Below are 16,184 nucleotides of genomic sequence, written 5' to 3' on the forward strand. Positions count from 1 at the left end.
GTCATTGCAAATGCGCCGGGTTGATCCGCCGCATTATGCGCTAGGCGAGGCACTCACGCAGCGCTTCGCACCAGTCTGGCTGGCTGACATGCCATTCACGCTGCAAACGGCTGCAGTCCAGGCGCGAGTTCAGCGGTCGCTTGGCCGGAGTTGGATAGGCACTCGAGGGTATCGGCTCAATGTATGCGCAGGGTTTGCCTTGAGCTTGCAGGTGCCGGCCGATTTCCTCGGCAAAACCGAACCAGGAGGTTTCACCCTGGGCGGTCAGGTGGTAAGTCCCCCAGGCGCCCGGCTTGCCTTCGCGCCAGCGTTTGATAAGGGCGCAAGTGCTGTTGGCTATGGTGCCGGCCCAGGTCGGTGCACCGATCTGGTCGGCAACCACGCGCAGTTCCGGTTTCTCCTGCAGCAGACGTTGCATGGTCAACAGGAAGTTGCGCCCGTGCAGGGAGTAGACCCAACTGGTGCGCAGAATCAGGTGTTGCCCGCCGACGGCGCCGATGGCCCGTTCCCCGGCCAGCTTGCTGCTGCCGTAGACGCCAAGCGGGTGGGGCTCGTCGGCCTCGGTGTAGGGGGTCGATTTGCTGCCGTCGAAGACATAGTCGGTGGAGTAATGAATCAATGGCACCCCAAGGCGTGCAGCCTCCTCAGCAAAGATGCCGGGGGCGGTAGCGTTGATGGCGAATGCCAACTCTGGTTCGCTCTCGGCCTGGTCGACTGCGGTATGGGCGGCGGCATTGATGATCAGATCCGGCTTGATCGCCCGGACGTGCTCGCGAATGGATTCAGGCTGGCTCAGGTCGAGCTGCTCGCGGCCCAGGACATGCAGTTGGGCTGTAGAACCCAAACGCTGCTGCAGCTCGCGGGAGACCTGGCCGTATTGGCCGCTGATCAATATCTTCAAGGGAGTCTGGTTCATGGAAACAGATCGGCCTCTTTCAGGAACTTGCCCGTTTGATCCTTGGCGGAAAGTTGCGGTGGCTCATTGAGTTGCCAGTCGATTGCCAGGTCCGGATCGTCCCAGCGGATGCAGCGTTCGGCGCTGGGGGTGTAGTAATCCGTCGTCTTGTAGAGGAATTCGGCGAAATCGCTCAATACGACGAAGCCGTGGGCGAATCCTTTGGGTATCCAAACCTGACGATTATTCTGCGCCGAAAGTCGTACTCCGACCCAACGGCCGAAGTTCGGGGAGCTGCGCCGAATGTCCACTGCGACATCCAGCACTTCGCCTGCCGTGACCCGCACCAGCTTGCCTTGAGTATGTGTAATTTGATAATGCAGACCGCGTAGCACGCCCTTCTGTGAGCGGGAGTGGTTGTCCTGTACGAACTGTACATGGATGCCCGTGGCTTCGTCGAAAGCCCGTGCATTGAAGCTTTCGTAGAAGAAGCCGCGGTCGTCGCCAAATACCTTGGGTTCGATAATCAGCACTTCAGGGAGGTCAGCGGCGATGATATTCATCGGGTTTCTCCCGCAAGGGTGTACAGGTACTGGCCATAGCCGGTCTTGCCGAATGCCTTGGCTCGGGCCAGGAGCTGTTCGCGGTCGATCCAGTTGTTCTGGTAGGCAATTTCTTCAAGGCACGCCACTTTCAGGCCCTGACGATGTTCAATCGTTTGCACGTATTGCGAGGCATCCAGCAGGCTGTCGTGCGTGCCCGTGTCGAGCCAGGCAAAGCCTCGTCCAAAGCGTTCGACGCGTAGATCGCCGCGTTGTAGATAGGCGTTGTTGACGTCGGTGATTTCCAGTTCACCGCGTGGCGAAGGTTTTACGCGCTTGGCGATCTGGACCACATCGTTGTCATAGAAATACAGCCCCGTAACGGCATAGCTGGATTTGGGTTGGGCTGGTTTTTCTTCGATCGACAGGGCGCGGCCCTGGTCATCGAAATCGATCACGCCAAAACGTTCCGGGTCCTTGACCCAGTAACCAAACACGGTAGCGCCCTTGTCTTGCGCCGTTGCGCGCATGAGTTGGCTGCTGAATCCCTGGCCGTGGAAAATGTTGTCACCGAGTATCAGGCACACCGGGTCATCGCCGATAAACTCTTCACCAATCAAAAAGGCCTGAGCCAGGCCATCAGGTGAAGGTTGTTCGGCGTAAGTGAACCGGACACCGAACTGGCTGCCATTGCCTAGCAATTGACGATAATGGGGGAGATCCTGCGGCGTGGAGATCAACAGGATCTCGCGGATTCCAGCCAGCATCAGCACCGAGATCGGGTAATAGATCATCGGTTTGTCATAAATAGGCAGGAGTTGCTTGGATATGCCCAGAGTGATCGGATGCAGGCGTGTACCTGATCCGCCAGCCAATACAATACCCTTCATCATGCGATCAATTCCTTGGTGTCAGTGAAACCCAATCGTTCGCCTTGATAGCTGCCATCCTGAACTCGACGGCACCACTCCAGGTTATCCAGATACCATTGCACAGTCTTGCGCAAGCCAGTTTCAAAAGTTTCCTTTGGTACCCAGCCTAGCTCATGTTCGATTTTGCTTGCATCGATAGCATATCGAAGGTCATGTCCCGGTCGGTCCTGGACGAAGGTGATCAGATCAGCGTAATGAGCGACCCCGGCAGGACGTTGTGGAGCCAATTCTTCCAGCAGAGTGCAGATACCCCGAACCACATCGATGTTTTTCTGCTCATTGTGGCCGCCAATGTTGTAGGTCTCGCCGACCTTGCCTTCGGTCACGACTTTGAACAGTGCGCGCGCATGGTCCTCGACAAACAGCCAGTCACGTATCTGCAGACCGTTGCCATACACCGGTAACGGTTTTCCAGCCAATGCATTGAGGATCACCAGAGGGATCAACTTCTCGGGGAAGTGGAATGGCCCATAGTTGTTCGAACAGTTGGTGATCAGTACCGGCAAACCATAAGTCCGCTGCCAGGCCCGGACCAGATGGTCGGAGGCTGCCTTGCTGGCCGAGTAAGGCGAGCTGGGCGCATAGGGTGTGGTTTCGGTGAACAGGTCGTCGACGCCATGCAGGTCGCCATAGACCTCGTCGGTGGAAATATGATGAAAGCGGAACGCGGCGCGCCGTTCCTGCGGCAATGACTGCCAGTAGGCGCGACTGGCCTCGAGCAGACTGTAGGTACCGACGATGTTGGTCTGAATGAAGGCCGAAGGACCATCGATCGAGCGGTCCACATGGGACTCGGCGGCCAGGTGCATGATTGCGTCGGGTTCGAAGCGTGCCAGCACGGCGCTGACAGTGGGCTGATCGACGATATCGGCCTGGACGAACTCGTAGCGGGTGTTGGTCGCAATGCTGGCCAGTGATTCCAGATTCCCGGCATAGGTCAGCTTGTCGAGGTTCAGTACTTCGTGCTCGGTGTTTTCGATCAGGTGGCGAACCAGAGCCGAGCCGATGAAACCGGCGCCGCCAGTGATAAGAATTCGCATGTGTATGCCTTTCTTCCAAAACGGACAAATATCGAATTACGCCTGGTAATCAGATCGACGTGGGCTGGATGTCGGCCTACGGCGTCGAAGGTCCAGAATAGAGCGGTTGTGGAAGATGCACACAGTCCCGAGCGGTGATTTTATCGTCATCCTCCGTCGGCTACTGCATCTTTTTCCAACCAATCCACTTGCTTAAAGCCTTGGCCAGTGGCGATATAGCCTCAAAAAAACCATCGAGGCTGTTGTATGTTGCTCTCCACGCTGATCCATCGTTGCAGTTTGCCAGGCCCTGAAGTGAGTATCGACCAGGCACGGGCGCTGCTTGAGGAACATTATGGCCGAAGCGGCTCATTGTGCTCGTTGGGCAGTCAGCAGGACCTCAATTTCCGCGTCGACAGCGACGACGGGCGCTTTGTCCTGAAAATCTGTCATGGCGACTACGCGGCGGTGGAGCTCGAGGCGCAACATGCGGCCCTCGTGCACCTGGCGGGCAAAGGGTTGCCGGTGCCATCAGTCATTACGGCACGGTCGGGTCGTCAACTCCTGCCATTGGCAGTGAATGGGCAGTCCGTTCAGGTACGCCTGCTTGACTATATCGACGGCCAATCGCTTACTCAGTTGAAACACATGGGGCCTGAACTGATGGCCGCGCTGGGGCAAATTTGCGCCAAGGTCGATCAGGCGCTGGCCGATTTCGATCACCCGGGCCTCGAGCGTACCCTGCAATGGGACCCGCGCCATGCGCAGGCACTGATCGACCATCTGCTGCCGGTCATCACCGACGCCCAGCGCAATGCCCGCATCGCCGATGCCGCCGTGCAAGCAGAAGGGCGGCTGCAGCCATTGCTGGCGCATCTGCCGGTGCAAGCGGTTCACCTGGATATCACCGATGACAACGCCGTCTGGCAGCGTGACGCCCAGCGCCATTGGCAATTGCAGGGAATTATCGACTTTGGCGACCTGGTACGCACCTGGCGTATCGCCGATCTGTCCGTGACCTGCGCCGCGCTGCTGCATCATGCCGAGGGCGATCCGCTGCGCATCCTCCCGGCAGTCCAGGCATATCACGCGATCAATCCACTCACCCGGGAAGAATTGCAGGCGCTGTGGCCTCTGATCGTTGCGCGTGCGGCCGTGCTGGTGCTCAGTGGTGAGCAGCAGGTCAGCATTGACCCGAATAATAGCTACAGCCGTGACAACCTGACCCATGAATGGGAAATCTTCGATGTCGCGACCTCTGTACCTTTCGAGCTGATGGAAGCCGCCATCCTGGAAAGCGTTGGTATGGCGCTCCCACCACTGAAACTGGAAGGCGCAGCACCGCTGTTGCCGGAGTTGGCAGGAAAGGACTTCGCTCGCGTCGACCTGGGTGTGCTCAGCCCATTTTTCGAAGCCGGGAACTGGCAGCAGGAAGGTATCGATCAGTCCCTGCTTTGCGAGCAAGCCGGGAAAACTGGCCTGGCAACTTCGCTGTATGGCCAGTACCGCCTGTCGCGTACACGCATAGACACTGCGCAGGAGCCCGAGACCTGCGCCCTGCATGTTGAGTTGCATGTGCCTTCTAACACCCTGGTTCAGGCGCCGTTTGCCGGGACTTGGCAGCAAACCGCCGATGGTGCGCTGGTGTTGACCAGTGAACACGCCACTTTACGACTGTGGGGCGTGACCGTCGAAACGCCAACCGAGGTATCGGTCAATCAAGGCCGGCGGCTGGGTTACAGCAACGGTCCGCTCCTGGTGCAGTTGTGCCGCGACGCCGACATATGCCCACCACTGTTCACGACCCCATCACGCGCCGCTGCATGGTTGGCCTTGTGCCCTTCACCACGGGAACTGCTCGGTTTCGACTGCGATGCCGAACCGCTCGTCGACCCGGCCGATCTGCTTGCCCGCCGTGACGCCAGCTTTGCCCGCTCGCAGAAGCACTACTACGAAGCTCCACCGCAGATCGAACGCGGCTGGCGCAACCACCTCATCGACATGCAGGGTCGTTCCTACCTGGATATGCTCAACAACGTCGCAGTGCTGGGTCACGGCCATCCACGCATGGCCGCCGAGTCGGCTCGCCAGTGGTCGCTGCTCAATACCAACTCACGTTTCCACTATGCCGCCATCGCCGAGTTCTCCGAGCGCTTGCTGGAGCTGGCACCAGAGGGTATGGACCGGGTTTTCCTGGTCAACAGCGGCACCGAGGCCAATGACCTGGCCATTCGCCTGGCCTGGGCCTACAGCGGCGGTCGTGATGTGCTCAGCGTGCTCGAGGCTTACCATGGCTGGTCGGTGGCCACCGATGCCATTTCCACCTCCATCGCCGATAACCCGCAGGCCTTGAGCACCCGGCCTGAGTGGGTGCACCCGGTAACTGCTCCGAACACCTATCGCGGTGCGTTCCGCGGTACCGACAGCACTGCGGACTATGTGCGCAGCGTCGACGAGACCCTTGCGCGCCTGGATGAACAGAAACGCCAGGTCGCGGGTTTCATCTGTGAGCCGGTCTATGGCAATGCCGGCGGGATTTCCTTGCCGCCGGGCTACCTGCAACAGGTCTATGCCAAGGTCCGCGAGCGTGGCGGTGCGTGTATCGCGGACGAAGTCCAGGTGGGTTACGGTCGTCTGGGCGAGTACTTCTGGGGCTTCGAAGAGCAAGGCGTGGTGCCGGATATCATTACCATGGCCAAGGGCATGGGCAACGGGCAGCCACTGGGTGCGGTCATCACTCGCCGGGAAATTGCCGAAGCGCTGGAAGCCGAGGGTTACTTTTTCTCCTCGGCTGGCGGCAGCCCGGTCAGTTGCCGGATCGGCATGGCCGTGCTCGATGTCATGGAAGAGGAGGGCCTGTGGGAAAACACTCGGGTCGTCGGCGGCTACTTCAAGGAGCGCCTGCAGGCGCTGGTCGATCAATATCCATTGGCGGGTGCGGTGCACGGCTCCGGCTTTTACCTGGGCCTTGAGCTGATTCGCGACCGCGCCACCCTGGAGCCGGCCACTGAAGAGACCGCGGCCTTGTGCAACCGCCTGCGTGAATTGGGGATTTTCATGCAGCCGACCGGCGATTACCTCAACATTCTCAAGATCAAGCCGCCGATGTGCACCACCCGCCAGAGTGTGGACCACTTCGTCGACAGCGTGGCAAAAGTGCTGTCAGAGGACTTGTAACACTCCACGGAAAAGCCGGTTAAGTCGATTGTTATCGGTTTAATCGGCTTTTTTACGCCTGCACATTTTGTTTTTCGCCTTTCAATGTCGATTTTTATCGAGTATAAAGGCGTCATCGTCGAGATCGAAGTCCAGCGCCACCGGGTCGATCCGATTTTGTAATCGGTCGTCTGCCAGGGTCAGTCGACCCAGCAATCCGTTCAGGAGGTTTTCATGAGCCGCACCGTAACAGTCGCCGCCACGCAGATGGCCTGTTCCTGGGATCGCCAGGGCAATATCGAAGTCGCCGAGAGGCTGGTCCGCGAAGCGGCCGCCAAGGGCGCGCAGATCATCCTGATTCAGGAACTGTTCGAAACCCCGTACTTCTGTCAGAAGCCGAACCCGGACTACCTGCAGCTGGCCACGCCGACTGAAACCAACGCCGCCATCGTGCACTTCCAGAAGCTCGCCAAAGAGCTGCAAGTGGTGCTGCCAATCAGCTTCTTCGAGCTGGCAGGGCGCGCGCGCTTCAACAGTATTGCGATCATCGATGCCGACGGCAGCAACCTCGGGGTTTATCGCAAATCGCATATCCCGGATGGCCCTGGCTACCACGAAAAGTACTACTTCAATCCGGGCGATACCGGCTTCAAGGTCTGGCAGACCCGCTACGCCAGGATCGGCGTCGGCATCTGCTGGGACCAGTGGTTCCCTGAGTGTGCGCGCAGCATGGCGCTGCAAGGCGCGGAAATCCTGTTCTACCCGACCGCAATCGGCAGCGAACCACACGACAAGACCATCAGCTCGCGTGATCACTGGCAACGTGTACAACAAGGCCATGCCGGCGCCAACCTGATGCCGCTGGTCGCCAGCAACCGCATCGGCAACGAAGAGCAGGACGGTTACGACATAACCTTCTACGGCTCGTCCTTCATTGCCAACCAGTTCGGTGAGAAAGTAGAGGAACTGAACGAGACCGAAGAGGGCGTGTTGGTGCACACTTTCGACCTGGACAAACTCGAGCACACCCGCAGTGCCTGGGGCTCATTCCGCGATCGCCGTCCCAACCTGTACGGCGCGCTGAAGACCCTCGACGGCTCGCTGGAATCCTGAAAACGGTACTGGGCGCTTGCCCGGTGCTTAACGAGTTCGGCCAACGGATTGCTCAGGCAGCCCGTTGGCATGATTGAAAAGGCTTAATCATGACTACCCTGACCACTACCCCGCGTGCCGACGGCTTTCATATGCCAGCCGAATGGGCGCCACAAACCCAGATCTGGATGGTCTGGCCTGAGCGTCCGGATAACTGGCGCCTGGGCGGCAAGCCCGTACAAGCGGCGCATGTTGCCCTGGCCAAGGCCATCGCTCGTTTCGAACCAGTAACCGTGGCGGTCTCCGCTGCACAGTACGACAACGCTCGCGCCCGCCTGGATGCGCCGAACATTCGTGTGGTGGAAATCAGCAACGACGACGCTTGGGTTCGCGATACCGGTCCAACCTTTGTGATCAACGATGCCGGCGAAGTCCGTGGCGTCGACTGGGGATTCAACGCCTGGGGTGGTTTCGACGGCGGCCTGTACTCGCCGTGGAACCGTGACGAACAGTTGGCCAGCAAGGTGCTTGAAATTGAACGTTGCGATCGTTATCACACTGAAGGCTTTGTCCTTGAAGGCGGCTCGATCCACGTCGACGGCGAAGGTACGCTGATCACCACCGAAGAGTGCCTGCTCAACCGCAACCGCAACCCACACCTGTCCCGGGCGGAAATCGAAGAGATTCTCAGCGCACACCTGGCTGTGGATAGGATCGTTTGGCTGCCGGACGGTCTGTTCAACGATGAAACTGACGGCCATGTGGATAACTTCTGTTGTTACGTTCGCCCGGGCGAAGTGTTACTGGCCTGGACGGATGATCCTCAAGACCCCAACTATTCGCGCTGCCACGCGGCATTGAAGGTGTTGGAAAGCAGTCGGGATGCCAAGGGTCGCTCCTTCGTGGTGCATAAAATGCCGATTCCTGGTCCTTTGTATGCGACTGAAGAAGAGTGTGCCGGCGTCGATCCGGTGGCCGGAACCCAGGAACGCAACCCGTCGGTGCGACTGGCTGGTTCCTATGTCAACTTCCTGATCGTCAATGGCGGGATCATAGCGCCGAGCTTCGACGATCCTCGGGATGCGCAGGCTAGAGAGGTTCTGCAGCAATTGTTCCCGCAACATGAAGTGGTCATGGTGCCGGGCCGTGAGTTGCTCCTGGGGGGGGGGAACATTCACTGCCTGACCCAGCAGCAGCCAGCACCGGCCAAGCGCTGAAAAATAGCGATACTAAAAGCCCGTCTTGTACGGGCTTTTTTGTACCTGCACGACGACCGGTTGCTCCTTGTGGCACAGCTCTTGTATTCAGTTGAAACTGATTCTCAAGGTAGCGGGGCAGTGCAGTACTGTCACATAACTTGGGTAACGTGCACAGCTCACGAAAAGTGGGGGGAGAAAGGGTCAAAATGAATGTAGTCAGTGAGCTGGCTTCGCACCCATCAGCAGTCAATCGCGAATCGCTTCAGGTTCTGGCGCAATGGTTGAAGAATAATGGAGCAACCCGGGTCAGGCAGACCGATCCGCGTCGAGCAATTATTGAGCGTTATCCGGCGGGTTTGATCAACGACGCGGAGCTGGAAGCTCTGCTTGGGATCTGGCACGGCTGAGCAGGTTTCGAAAGGCATACGAAAAAGGCGCCCTCGTGCATAACGACGGCGCCTTTTTCGTATGCCTGTGCCCTGAATAAATGTATCCAGATATCTGAAAAAAGGGGCGGCAACGGCCAAGGGGCAGCAGCAGGTCATGACAAAGGGGGAGCCGTTGACGCATGATGTGCCAACTCAAAATTTGCGGTTGTGCTTTCAATCCATGTAGAAGACTTAGATGACGACGCGATAGCCGTCGTTGACCAGGATTTCCAACCACTTCATGTGGGCTCAGCCGAGAGGCGATCAAGGACAATGGGCGAACAACTTAATCATGCCGATTCTCAGGCAACGAGCGTGCCGCTCGTTTCGGTTGTTGCGCCTTGTTACAACGCGGAGAAGTATCTTCAAGTCGCGATAGAAAGCATCTTTGCCCAGGATTATGAAAATTTCGAAGTCATCATCGTTGACGATGGTTCCACCGACAACAGTGTGGCCATGCTGCGCGAGTTGCAGAAGACTTACGATTTTCAACTGTATACCCAGGCCAACCAGGGTGTCAGTGCTACGCTCAATAATGGTCTGAAGCATGCCAAAGGGGTCTATGTTTCAACGCCCGATCTCGACGATATCATGCTCCCGGGGTCCATCAGCCTGAGGGCAAGGTACCTCGATGAGCACCCTGAAGTGGGGTGCGTCGGCGCACTGATCATCTATATGGACAGCGAAGGCAACGACACCAAGAAGCAGCGGCCCACTGATATCAAACGTTTCGATTTCGATGAAATCCTCAGCAGTGCAGTGGTGATCGGTGCACCGGTATCGCTCTACCGTATGGACGCCTTGAAAGCTGCCGGGTTCTACGACCCTTGCATCAAGGTCCAGGATTTCCAGATGACTTTGAAGATTGCCAAACATGGCTACGAAATCCACGAACTGCCGGTGCATGTCACCCGATATCGACGCCACCCCAACAACTTGTCTCGCAAGTTCAAGGTGTTGCTGGATGCGGATATGCTGGCGATCGCCCCTTACCACGCTCATCCTGGCTACGAAAAAGGCAGGACGGTGCTCGTTCATAAAGCGCTGAAATATGCTGTCGTGTCGGACAAAAAATACGCCTGGCGTCTGTTGCGTTCGATACCCTTGCGCCACTTCAATAAAACGACGCTTCGACGTCTGAGACGCCTGGTTATGCATCACTGATTCAAGGCACTAGTCGCCTGATACAAAGAACCTTGGGCAAGGATACTGTGTGAAGTTTCTGGAAAACCTGAAGAACAGAAAAGAGCGAAAGCGCCTTCGCGCGCTGAGCAAACTTGAGCGCAGTGCCGAGAAAATCAGGCTGCGCTACCCACGTTATACCGTGGGTGTTGGCACTTACGGCATCCCGGAAGTCACCGAGTTTGGTGACGACACGGTATTGAAAGTCGGCAATTACACCTCGATCGCCGCAGGTGTCCAGATCCTGCTGGGTGGCGAGCATCGCACCGACTGGATCACCACCTACCCATTCCCGGCCATGATCGACGAGGTCAAGGACATCAAGGACTACGCCCCGAGCAAGGGCGACGTGGTCATTGGCAGCGACTGCTGGATCTGCACCAACGCGGTTATCCTTTCCGGCGTGACCATCGGCCACGGTGCAATCGTTGCCGCAGGCGCAACGGTCACCCGCGATGTGCCTCCGTTTGCCGTGGTTGGTGGCAACCCCTGCAAGTTCATCCGATGGCGTTTCGAGGAAGAAATCCGTGAATTGCTGCTCGAGGCGGCCTGGTGGGACTGGCCGGTGGATGAAGTCAAGGCAGTCGCCCGCACGCTGTGCAGTTCGGACATGGACAGCTTTATTGCTTACATCAAGGCGCGCAAGGCGCCGGTGAACTGAGCAGGTCAGGTACCAGCATTCATTACATCACTTAACAAATGATGTTCCCGCACGGGGCTTTTTCCGTCCGGAGCAACGGCCTACATTTCTTCTCACTCACCTACCCATCATGCCGATGGGAGGCCACAGGAGAAATGTCATGCCTTTCGTCAGCGTACGCATTACCCGTGATGGTGTTACCTCGGAGCAGAAAGCTCAGGTGATCAGTGAAATCACTGAAACCCTGGAACGGGTTCTCAACAAACGCCCGGACCTGACCCATATCGTAATCGAAGAAGTCGATACCGATAACTGGGGCTATGCCGGAATGACCACCACCCAGTACCGAAAACAACTCGCGGAGGAAGGACAGTCATGACCCCGTCCGTCACCATCGATTTTGTCTCCGATGTAGTGTGCCCTTGGTGCGCCTTGGGCGCCAAGGCACTGGAGCAGGCTATCGCGAACCTGGCCGGTGAAGTCCCGGTGGAACTGACCTACAAACCCTTCGAATTGAACCCGGACATGCCGGCCGACGGCGAAAACGCTGTCCGGCACATCATGCGCAAGTACGGGCGCAGTGCTGAGGAAGTTGCATCCTCTCAGGAAACGCTGATGGCCCGTGGCGAGGCCATCGGGTTCCAGTTCGATCTGGAGAAGCGCAGTCACTTCTACAACACTTTTGATGCCCACCGTTTGTTGCAGTGGGCGTTGCAGGAAGGGCGTCAGCTTGAACTGAAGAAAGTGCTTTTGCGCGCTTATTTCACCGACGGCCAGAATCCGAGTAATCGCGAGACGCTGGTCCGCCTGGCCGCTGAAGCGGGATTGGACGCGGCGGCCGCGCGTGAGGTGCTGAAGTCCGGAGCGTTTGGTAACGAGGTGCGTGAGCTGGAGGCGTTCTACCGCGAGCGTGGTATCAATTCAGTACCAGCTCTGGTGCTTAACGGTCGTCACTTGGTGTCGGGGTCGCAATCGGTTGAGTACTATGAACAGGTGATCAGGCAAATGGCGCAAGCTTCAGGAGAAGCCTGATCAGCCATATCTGAGCCAAAGCGCGACCTTCAGTGCCCTAATTCGCTCAATAGGTGGCTGCGTGCGGGAGGCATTCGTGCCTGCCGGGATCCTTTCGCCCCCGGTCTTGCAGATCTGCACGTAGTCGCCAACCACCATCTACATTCACCATTGCCCTCAGCTACCTAATGAGGCTAACCTTCCCCGGTCACTATCCAAATAGTGACTGGGCGTCGCGGCCCGTTCAGCAGAAGGCGCAACAGCGCCCCATACACATTTGCAGGCGCTATTTTTACGCCCGCTTTTTGTGCAATGGCTGCTGTGCGTGGGAGACCTTCGGGTCTGCCGAGTTCCTTTTGCCTCGGTCCGCGAACCCGCGTACGGCTGCCACCCAATCGTTTCGCGGCGATGGATGACAGCTTCACTGTGCAGAAGGAGATTTGCCATGATGAAGATCGTCCCCGATCCACCCGCTTTACCCCCTGGAACCATCCTTAAAACGGCCGAGACAGCCTTTGGCTGTTGCGATGCCGTGCACGATCCGATGTTTACCGTGCGTGGCGGTATCGGTGCTGAAGATGCCTTGGTGCACATCTCGCTGTTCCTGCAATCTGTCTATGCGACGGCCAACGCCGCCTGCAATCAGGCGTCGATGGAAGAGCGGGGACTGCATTGGGCAACCATGCACTCGGTCGAGATAGCCAAGGCATTGGTCGATGCGTTGCTGGATGGGGCTGAGGGATTGGCGCCGAAGTAACAGGATCGCGCCGAACATGTAGCCGCTGCCGCCAGGCTGCGCTCGCCTGCGGAGCAGGCGCAGGATCTCAGGACCGCCGGGGAGCCCTTCGGGACTCCAGCGCAGCCTGGCGGCAGCGGCTACAGACTGCGTTCGGCTCGGGTCGAGCGGCGAGCCGTCCGGCCTGCAGTGCTCGGCTTGCCAATAATCCCAATCGCCCTGGAAACAAAAAAGGCCCACATCGCTGTGAGCCTTTCTTGTCGAACTATGGTGCCGGCACCAGGAATCGAACCCGGGACCTACTGATTACAAGTCAGTTGCTCTACCATCTGAGCTATACCGGCATGTGAGGGCGCTGATTATAGCTATTCGTCCTGTCGAGTAAACCCCCCAGGCAAAGATTTTTAGCGGCTTTAGATACTTTGGCTCCAGCGCTTATGCACAAGGCGCATGCCAATCCTCCCTGCTACACCTCCATTTTCAGAACCTTTCCCATCTTTTCGCAAGGTGCTGTTTTTACTGACTTTTAGAATATGAACAAAAAATGACCAAGCCGTTATATGGCTTGGATCCATGATTTTCACTGGAGTTGGCGAAACCTTGTCAACAGAGTTATCCACAGGCTGTTGGATAAATCCGATCATCTATTTTTGTTCGGCGAGCAGCATCAGGTTGCGTGGGGTGAGGTGGTGTCCGCAAAAAACGCCCAGCTCCACCACGTAGCCATGCTCTTGCAGAAAGAGTGCACGGTCGAGTACCAGCCATAGTTCCAATGGGCGGCGGAACAGGTTTCGGACCAGTTCGAGGTTGCGCACTTCGGCCAGGCGTTGCTGGCCCGCGGCTTCGAGTGCGTGCCAGTCGTGCTCCTCGTTTGTGGATAACCCTTTGAGTGCGGCGAGGTCGCGGCAGTAGTCGGCGAAAGGTTTTTCCAGCCAGGCGCTGGGGAGCGAAGGGGTTGGCAGGTATTCGTCTTCCTGGCGCAGGCGGCGTTGCAGCAAGTCGAAGCCCAGGCGGCGGGCCATGGAGGTGTCGCGTTGGCGGCGTACACGGGCACCGGCGGTGACGGTCTCGCTCAGGGGCAGGCCGAGGTCGTCCAGGGAGAGCGAAAGGGTCGATGCTGCTGCCGCGGTGGACAGGGGCTGGTAGGTCGGGGTGGCGGTGCGGTTGTAGCAGCAGGGGGCGATTGCGAGCTGGCGACAGCCGACGCTGCTGGCCAGTTGCATCAGGCGCACGTGCAGGTCACCACAGGCGTGCAGGGCGACGGCGGTGTGGCCGGGCTGCAGTTGTGCGGCGGCGTCGGCGGCCATGACATCCTGCAAGCGGTGGTCAGCAAGCAGATGGTGGTGTTGGCTGAGTTGTTGTCCGGCGTCTACCAGCTGAGGGTCGAACTCCAGGCAGGTCAGGGTTTGGTCTTGCTGCAATAGGCGCCTGCCCAGGTGGCCCTTGCCAGCGCACCAGTCGAGCCAGTGCCGGGGCGTGCGAATGAAGTTCAGATGTTGGCCGAAGGCTTCGATTTGCTGCCACTTGCGCCCGGGTACGTCGACGTTGAGGCGGGCGGGGGCGGGCTTGAGTTCGACTGTGGATAACTCGCCGACGGCACTCAGCCTGGTCGCTTCGCTGGCGATCTGAGGATAAGGGGAGGGTGCCGGCAGGGCTTCCGGCTGGTTGTGCGCGTCCGCATCACTGAGCGAGCGTTGCCGCAGCCAGCGGGCCAGTTCCGGGTGCCGGGCTTCCCAGGGCAGGTGCTGGTGGTTGAACGGGCGCGGGCGCCAGAGTGTCTGGTGTTCGAGCAGGAAGCTGTCGAGCGCCTTGAAGCGGGCCAGCAGTTGTTCGCCCTTGAGGGTGTTTGCCTGGGTCATGTCTTGAACTTGAGAGAATCGGGGCTGGCCTAGCGTGCGCCAAGCCCCGCATGGACGTCTAGCGGCCCTGACAGGCGTCCACGCGCAACCAGCGCTCGAGGAGCTTGAAGGCACGTACCATCAGGAAGGAGATCAGCAGGTAGAACAGGCCGGCGGCAAAGAAGATCTCTACCGGCAGGTAAGTGCGGGCAATGATCGTGCGGGCCATGCCGGTCAGTTCCAGCAAAGTCACGGTACTGGCCAGGGCACTGGCCTTGAGCATCAGGATCACTTCGTTACTGTAGGCCGGCAGGCCGATGCGCGCGGCGCGCGGCAGCATGATGTAGAACAGCGCCTTGGCCCTGGACATGCCCAGCGCCCGCGCCGCTTCGATCTCGCCGCGTGGGATGGCCTGCAGTGCGCCGCGCAGGATCTCGGCGATATACGCGGCGGTATGCAGGGTCATGGTGATGACGGTGCACCAGAACGGATCGCGCAGGTACGGCCACAGCGAACTTGTGCGGATGGCATCGAACTGGGCCAGGCCGTAGTAGACCAGGAACAGTTGCACCAGCAGTGGTGTGCCACGGAAGAAGAAAATGTAGCCGTAGGGCAGAGCGCGCACGTACCAGTGCCGCGAGGAGCGGGCGATGCCCAGCGGGATGGCCAGGATCAACCCGGCGAGCACGGCGATGGCGACCAGTTCCAGGGTCAGGGTGGCACCCTGGGCCAGGCGCGGCAGCCATTTGATGATGACTTCCCAATTCATGAGGTAGCCCTCGCAAAGCCGCGAGCGGCGCGTTTTTCCATGAAGTGCATGCCGATCATGGCGAGGATGGTCAGGCCCAGGTAGATGAAGGCGGCGACCATGTAGAAGGTGAAGGGCTGCTTGGTCACGGTCACGGCGATTTGCGAGTGACGCATGATTTCTTCCAGGCCGATTACCGACACCAGCGCGGTGTCTTTCATCAGGATCATGAACAGGTTGCCCAGGCCTGGCAGGGCGATACGCCACATTTGCGGCAGAATCAGCCTGGAGAAGATCCGCGCCTTGGACATGCCCAGGGCAATACCGGCTTCACGGTGCCCCTTGGGGATGGCCAGGATCGCCCCGCGGAACACTTCCGTGGCGTAGGCGCCGAAGCACAAGCCCAGAGCGATGACGCCCGCAGCGAAGGCATTGAGCTCCAGGTCGGGAATGTTCAGCAGTTCGCCAAGCCGGTTCATCAGGCTGACGGTGCCGAAGTAGATCAGCAGAACCCAGAGCAGTTCGGGAACGCCGCGCACCAGGGTCGAGTAGGTCCCGCCCAGCCACTGCAGGGGTTTGTAGGGGGAGGTCTTGGCCAATGCGCCAAGCAGACCGAGTACCAGGCCCAGGCACAGTGCCGAGAGCGCCAGCTTGACGGTCATCAACGCGCCAGCGGCCAGGGCCGGGCCGAATCCGTAGAGATCAATATTCATGGGCAGGCTTAGCTAGGACCGGCACCGCCTCGAAGGCGATGCCGGTGGGGCAG

At 58.8% G+C, this 16,184-nt stretch carries 17 protein-coding genes and 1 tRNA gene; 9 read left to right on the forward strand and 9 right to left on the reverse strand.

Translation table 11 applies throughout. From position 1 onward, the window contains the following. Positions 1-40: 40 nt before the first annotated feature. Genes rfbD through rfbB form a run of 4 tightly spaced genes read right to left on the reverse strand, consistent with a single transcriptional unit; the run spans position 41 to position 3,409 of the window. Entirely contained in the window at positions 41-916 is an 876-nt protein-coding gene (gene rfbD / locus F2S13_RS12545; protein WP_166361150.1) for a dTDP-4-dehydrorhamnose reductase, read from the reverse strand. Further along, positions 913-1,458 (reverse strand): dTDP-4-dehydrorhamnose 3,5-epimerase, encoded by a 546-nt coding sequence (rfbC, locus tag F2S13_RS12550; protein WP_166361152.1) that lies wholly within the window; start codon positions 1,456-1,458, stop codon positions 913-915. Before rfbC ends, rfbD begins: the two co-directional genes overlap by 4 nt. Then, entirely contained in the window at positions 1,455-2,330 is an 876-nt protein-coding gene (gene rfbA, locus F2S13_RS12555; RefSeq protein ID WP_166361154.1) for a glucose-1-phosphate thymidylyltransferase RfbA, read from the reverse strand. Before rfbA ends, rfbC begins: the two co-directional genes overlap by 4 nt. Continuing rightward, a complete protein-coding gene (gene rfbB, locus F2S13_RS12560; protein ID WP_166361156.1) occupies positions 2,327-3,409 on the reverse strand; it encodes a dTDP-glucose 4,6-dehydratase in 1,083 nt (360 codons plus the stop codon). The genes rfbA and rfbB overlap by 4 nt, the downstream gene beginning before the upstream one ends. Before the next feature lie 246 nt (positions 3,410-3,655). Between rfbB and F2S13_RS12565 the strand changes: the two genes are divergently transcribed. The 9 genes from F2S13_RS12565 to F2S13_RS12605 all read left to right on the forward strand — a co-directional run bounded on the left by F2S13_RS12565 (position 3,656) and on the right by F2S13_RS12605 (position 12,853). Beyond that, on the forward strand, positions 3,656-6,565 hold the full coding sequence (locus tag F2S13_RS12565) for an aminotransferase (RefSeq protein WP_166361158.1): 2,910 nt from the start codon (positions 3,656-3,658) through the stop codon (positions 6,563-6,565). A 213-nt stretch (positions 6,566-6,778) separates the two neighbouring features. Beyond that, positions 6,779-7,657: an N-carbamoylputrescine amidase gene (gene aguB / locus F2S13_RS12570; RefSeq protein WP_166361160.1), complete on the forward strand. Its 879-nt coding sequence runs from the start codon at positions 6,779-6,781 to the stop codon at positions 7,655-7,657. Between the two features lie 89 nt (positions 7,658-7,746). Then, positions 7,747-8,853 carry an agmatine deiminase gene (gene aguA / locus F2S13_RS12575; RefSeq protein ID WP_166361162.1) on the forward strand — a complete coding sequence of 369 codons (1,107 nt, stop codon included), beginning with the start codon at positions 7,747-7,749 and terminating at the stop codon, positions 8,851-8,853. A 188-nt stretch (positions 8,854-9,041) separates the two neighbouring features. Further along, positions 9,042-9,242, forward strand: coding sequence for a hypothetical protein (locus tag F2S13_RS12580; protein WP_166361164.1), 201 nt, complete (start codon positions 9,042-9,044; stop codon positions 9,240-9,242). A 294-nt stretch (positions 9,243-9,536) separates the two neighbouring features. Further along, positions 9,537-10,427: a glycosyltransferase family 2 protein gene (locus F2S13_RS12585; protein WP_166361166.1), complete on the forward strand. Its 891-nt coding sequence runs from the start codon at positions 9,537-9,539 to the stop codon at positions 10,425-10,427. 49 nt (positions 10,428-10,476) lie between these two features. Further along, positions 10,477-11,106, forward strand: coding sequence for an LbetaH domain-containing protein (locus F2S13_RS12590; RefSeq protein WP_166361168.1), 630 nt, complete (start codon positions 10,477-10,479; stop codon positions 11,104-11,106). 139 nt (positions 11,107-11,245) lie between these two features. Next, positions 11,246-11,464 carry a tautomerase family protein gene (locus F2S13_RS12595; RefSeq protein ID WP_166361170.1) on the forward strand — a complete coding sequence of 73 codons (219 nt, stop codon included), beginning with the start codon at positions 11,246-11,248 and terminating at the stop codon, positions 11,462-11,464. Next, positions 11,461-12,117, forward strand: coding sequence for a DsbA family oxidoreductase (locus F2S13_RS12600; RefSeq protein ID WP_166361172.1), 657 nt, complete (start codon positions 11,461-11,463; stop codon positions 12,115-12,117). The genes F2S13_RS12595 and F2S13_RS12600 overlap by 4 nt, the downstream gene beginning before the upstream one ends. Before the next feature lie 424 nt (positions 12,118-12,541). After that, a complete protein-coding gene (locus tag F2S13_RS12605) occupies positions 12,542-12,853 on the forward strand; it encodes a DUF6124 family protein (RefSeq protein WP_166361174.1) in 312 nt (103 codons plus the stop codon). Positions 12,854-13,100: 247 nt separating this feature from the next. Here F2S13_RS12605 and F2S13_RS12610 read toward each other — a convergent pair. From F2S13_RS12610 to F2S13_RS12630, 5 genes are all read right to left on the reverse strand, one after another. Beyond that, positions 13,101-13,176: transfer RNA gene (locus F2S13_RS12610), tRNA-Thr, on the reverse strand. A gap of 69 nt (positions 13,177-13,245) precedes the next feature. After that, positions 13,246-13,476 carry a hypothetical protein gene (locus F2S13_RS12615; RefSeq protein ID WP_166361176.1) on the reverse strand — a complete coding sequence of 77 codons (231 nt, stop codon included), beginning with the start codon at positions 13,474-13,476 and terminating at the stop codon, positions 13,246-13,248. Beyond that, positions 13,477-14,691: a methyltransferase gene (locus tag F2S13_RS12620; protein ID WP_166361178.1), complete on the reverse strand. Its 1,215-nt coding sequence runs from the start codon at positions 14,689-14,691 to the stop codon at positions 13,477-13,479. 58 nt (positions 14,692-14,749) lie between these two features. Further along, entirely contained in the window at positions 14,750-15,439 is a 690-nt protein-coding gene (locus F2S13_RS12625) for an ABC transporter permease (protein ID WP_166361180.1), read from the reverse strand. Then, positions 15,436-16,131 carry an ABC transporter permease gene (locus F2S13_RS12630; protein WP_166361182.1) on the reverse strand — a complete coding sequence of 232 codons (696 nt, stop codon included), beginning with the start codon at positions 16,129-16,131 and terminating at the stop codon, positions 15,436-15,438. The genes F2S13_RS12625 and F2S13_RS12630 overlap by 4 nt, the downstream gene beginning before the upstream one ends. Positions 16,132-16,184 lie beyond the last annotated feature (53 nt).

The organism is Pseudomonas akapageensis (genome assembly GCF_011355085.1).
GTDB classification, from domain to species: domain Bacteria; phylum Pseudomonadota; class Gammaproteobacteria; order Pseudomonadales; family Pseudomonadaceae; genus Aquipseudomonas; species Aquipseudomonas akapageensis.

Excerpts from the sequence above, each read along its gene's own strand:
- rfbD (WP_166361150.1), bottom strand. The coding sequence starts at position 916 with ATGAACCAGACTCCCTTGAAGATATTGATCAGCGGCCAATACGGCCAG.
- rfbC (WP_166361152.1), bottom strand. The coding sequence starts at position 1,458 with ATGAATATCATCGCCGCTGACCTCCCTGAAGTGCTGATTATCGAACCC.
- rfbA (WP_166361154.1), bottom strand. The coding sequence starts at position 2,330 with ATGATGAAGGGTATTGTATTGGCTGGCGGATCAGGTACACGCCTGCAT.
- rfbB (WP_166361156.1), bottom strand. The coding sequence starts at position 3,409 with ATGCGAATTCTTATCACTGGCGGCGCCGGTTTCATCGGCTCGGCTCTG.
- F2S13_RS12565 (WP_166361158.1), top strand. The coding sequence starts at position 3,656 with ATGTTGCTCTCCACGCTGATCCATCGTTGCAGTTTGCCAGGCCCTGAA.
- aguB (WP_166361160.1), top strand. The coding sequence starts at position 6,779 with ATGAGCCGCACCGTAACAGTCGCCGCCACGCAGATGGCCTGTTCCTGG.
- aguA (WP_166361162.1), top strand. The coding sequence starts at position 7,747 with ATGACTACCCTGACCACTACCCCGCGTGCCGACGGCTTTCATATGCCA.
- F2S13_RS12580 (WP_166361164.1), top strand. The coding sequence starts at position 9,042 with ATGAATGTAGTCAGTGAGCTGGCTTCGCACCCATCAGCAGTCAATCGC.
- F2S13_RS12585 (WP_166361166.1), top strand. The coding sequence starts at position 9,537 with ATGGGCGAACAACTTAATCATGCCGATTCTCAGGCAACGAGCGTGCCG.
- F2S13_RS12595 (WP_166361170.1), top strand. The coding sequence starts at position 11,246 with ATGCCTTTCGTCAGCGTACGCATTACCCGTGATGGTGTTACCTCGGAG.
- F2S13_RS12600 (WP_166361172.1), top strand. The coding sequence starts at position 11,461 with ATGACCCCGTCCGTCACCATCGATTTTGTCTCCGATGTAGTGTGCCCT.
- F2S13_RS12605 (WP_166361174.1), top strand. The coding sequence starts at position 12,542 with ATGATGAAGATCGTCCCCGATCCACCCGCTTTACCCCCTGGAACCATC.
- F2S13_RS12615 (WP_166361176.1), bottom strand. The coding sequence starts at position 13,476 with ATGATCGGATTTATCCAACAGCCTGTGGATAACTCTGTTGACAAGGTT.
- F2S13_RS12620 (WP_166361178.1), bottom strand. The coding sequence starts at position 14,691 with ATGACCCAGGCAAACACCCTCAAGGGCGAACAACTGCTGGCCCGCTTC.
- F2S13_RS12625 (WP_166361180.1), bottom strand. The coding sequence starts at position 15,439 with ATGAATTGGGAAGTCATCATCAAATGGCTGCCGCGCCTGGCCCAGGGT.
- F2S13_RS12630 (WP_166361182.1), bottom strand. The coding sequence starts at position 16,131 with ATGAATATTGATCTCTACGGATTCGGCCCGGCCCTGGCCGCTGGCGCG.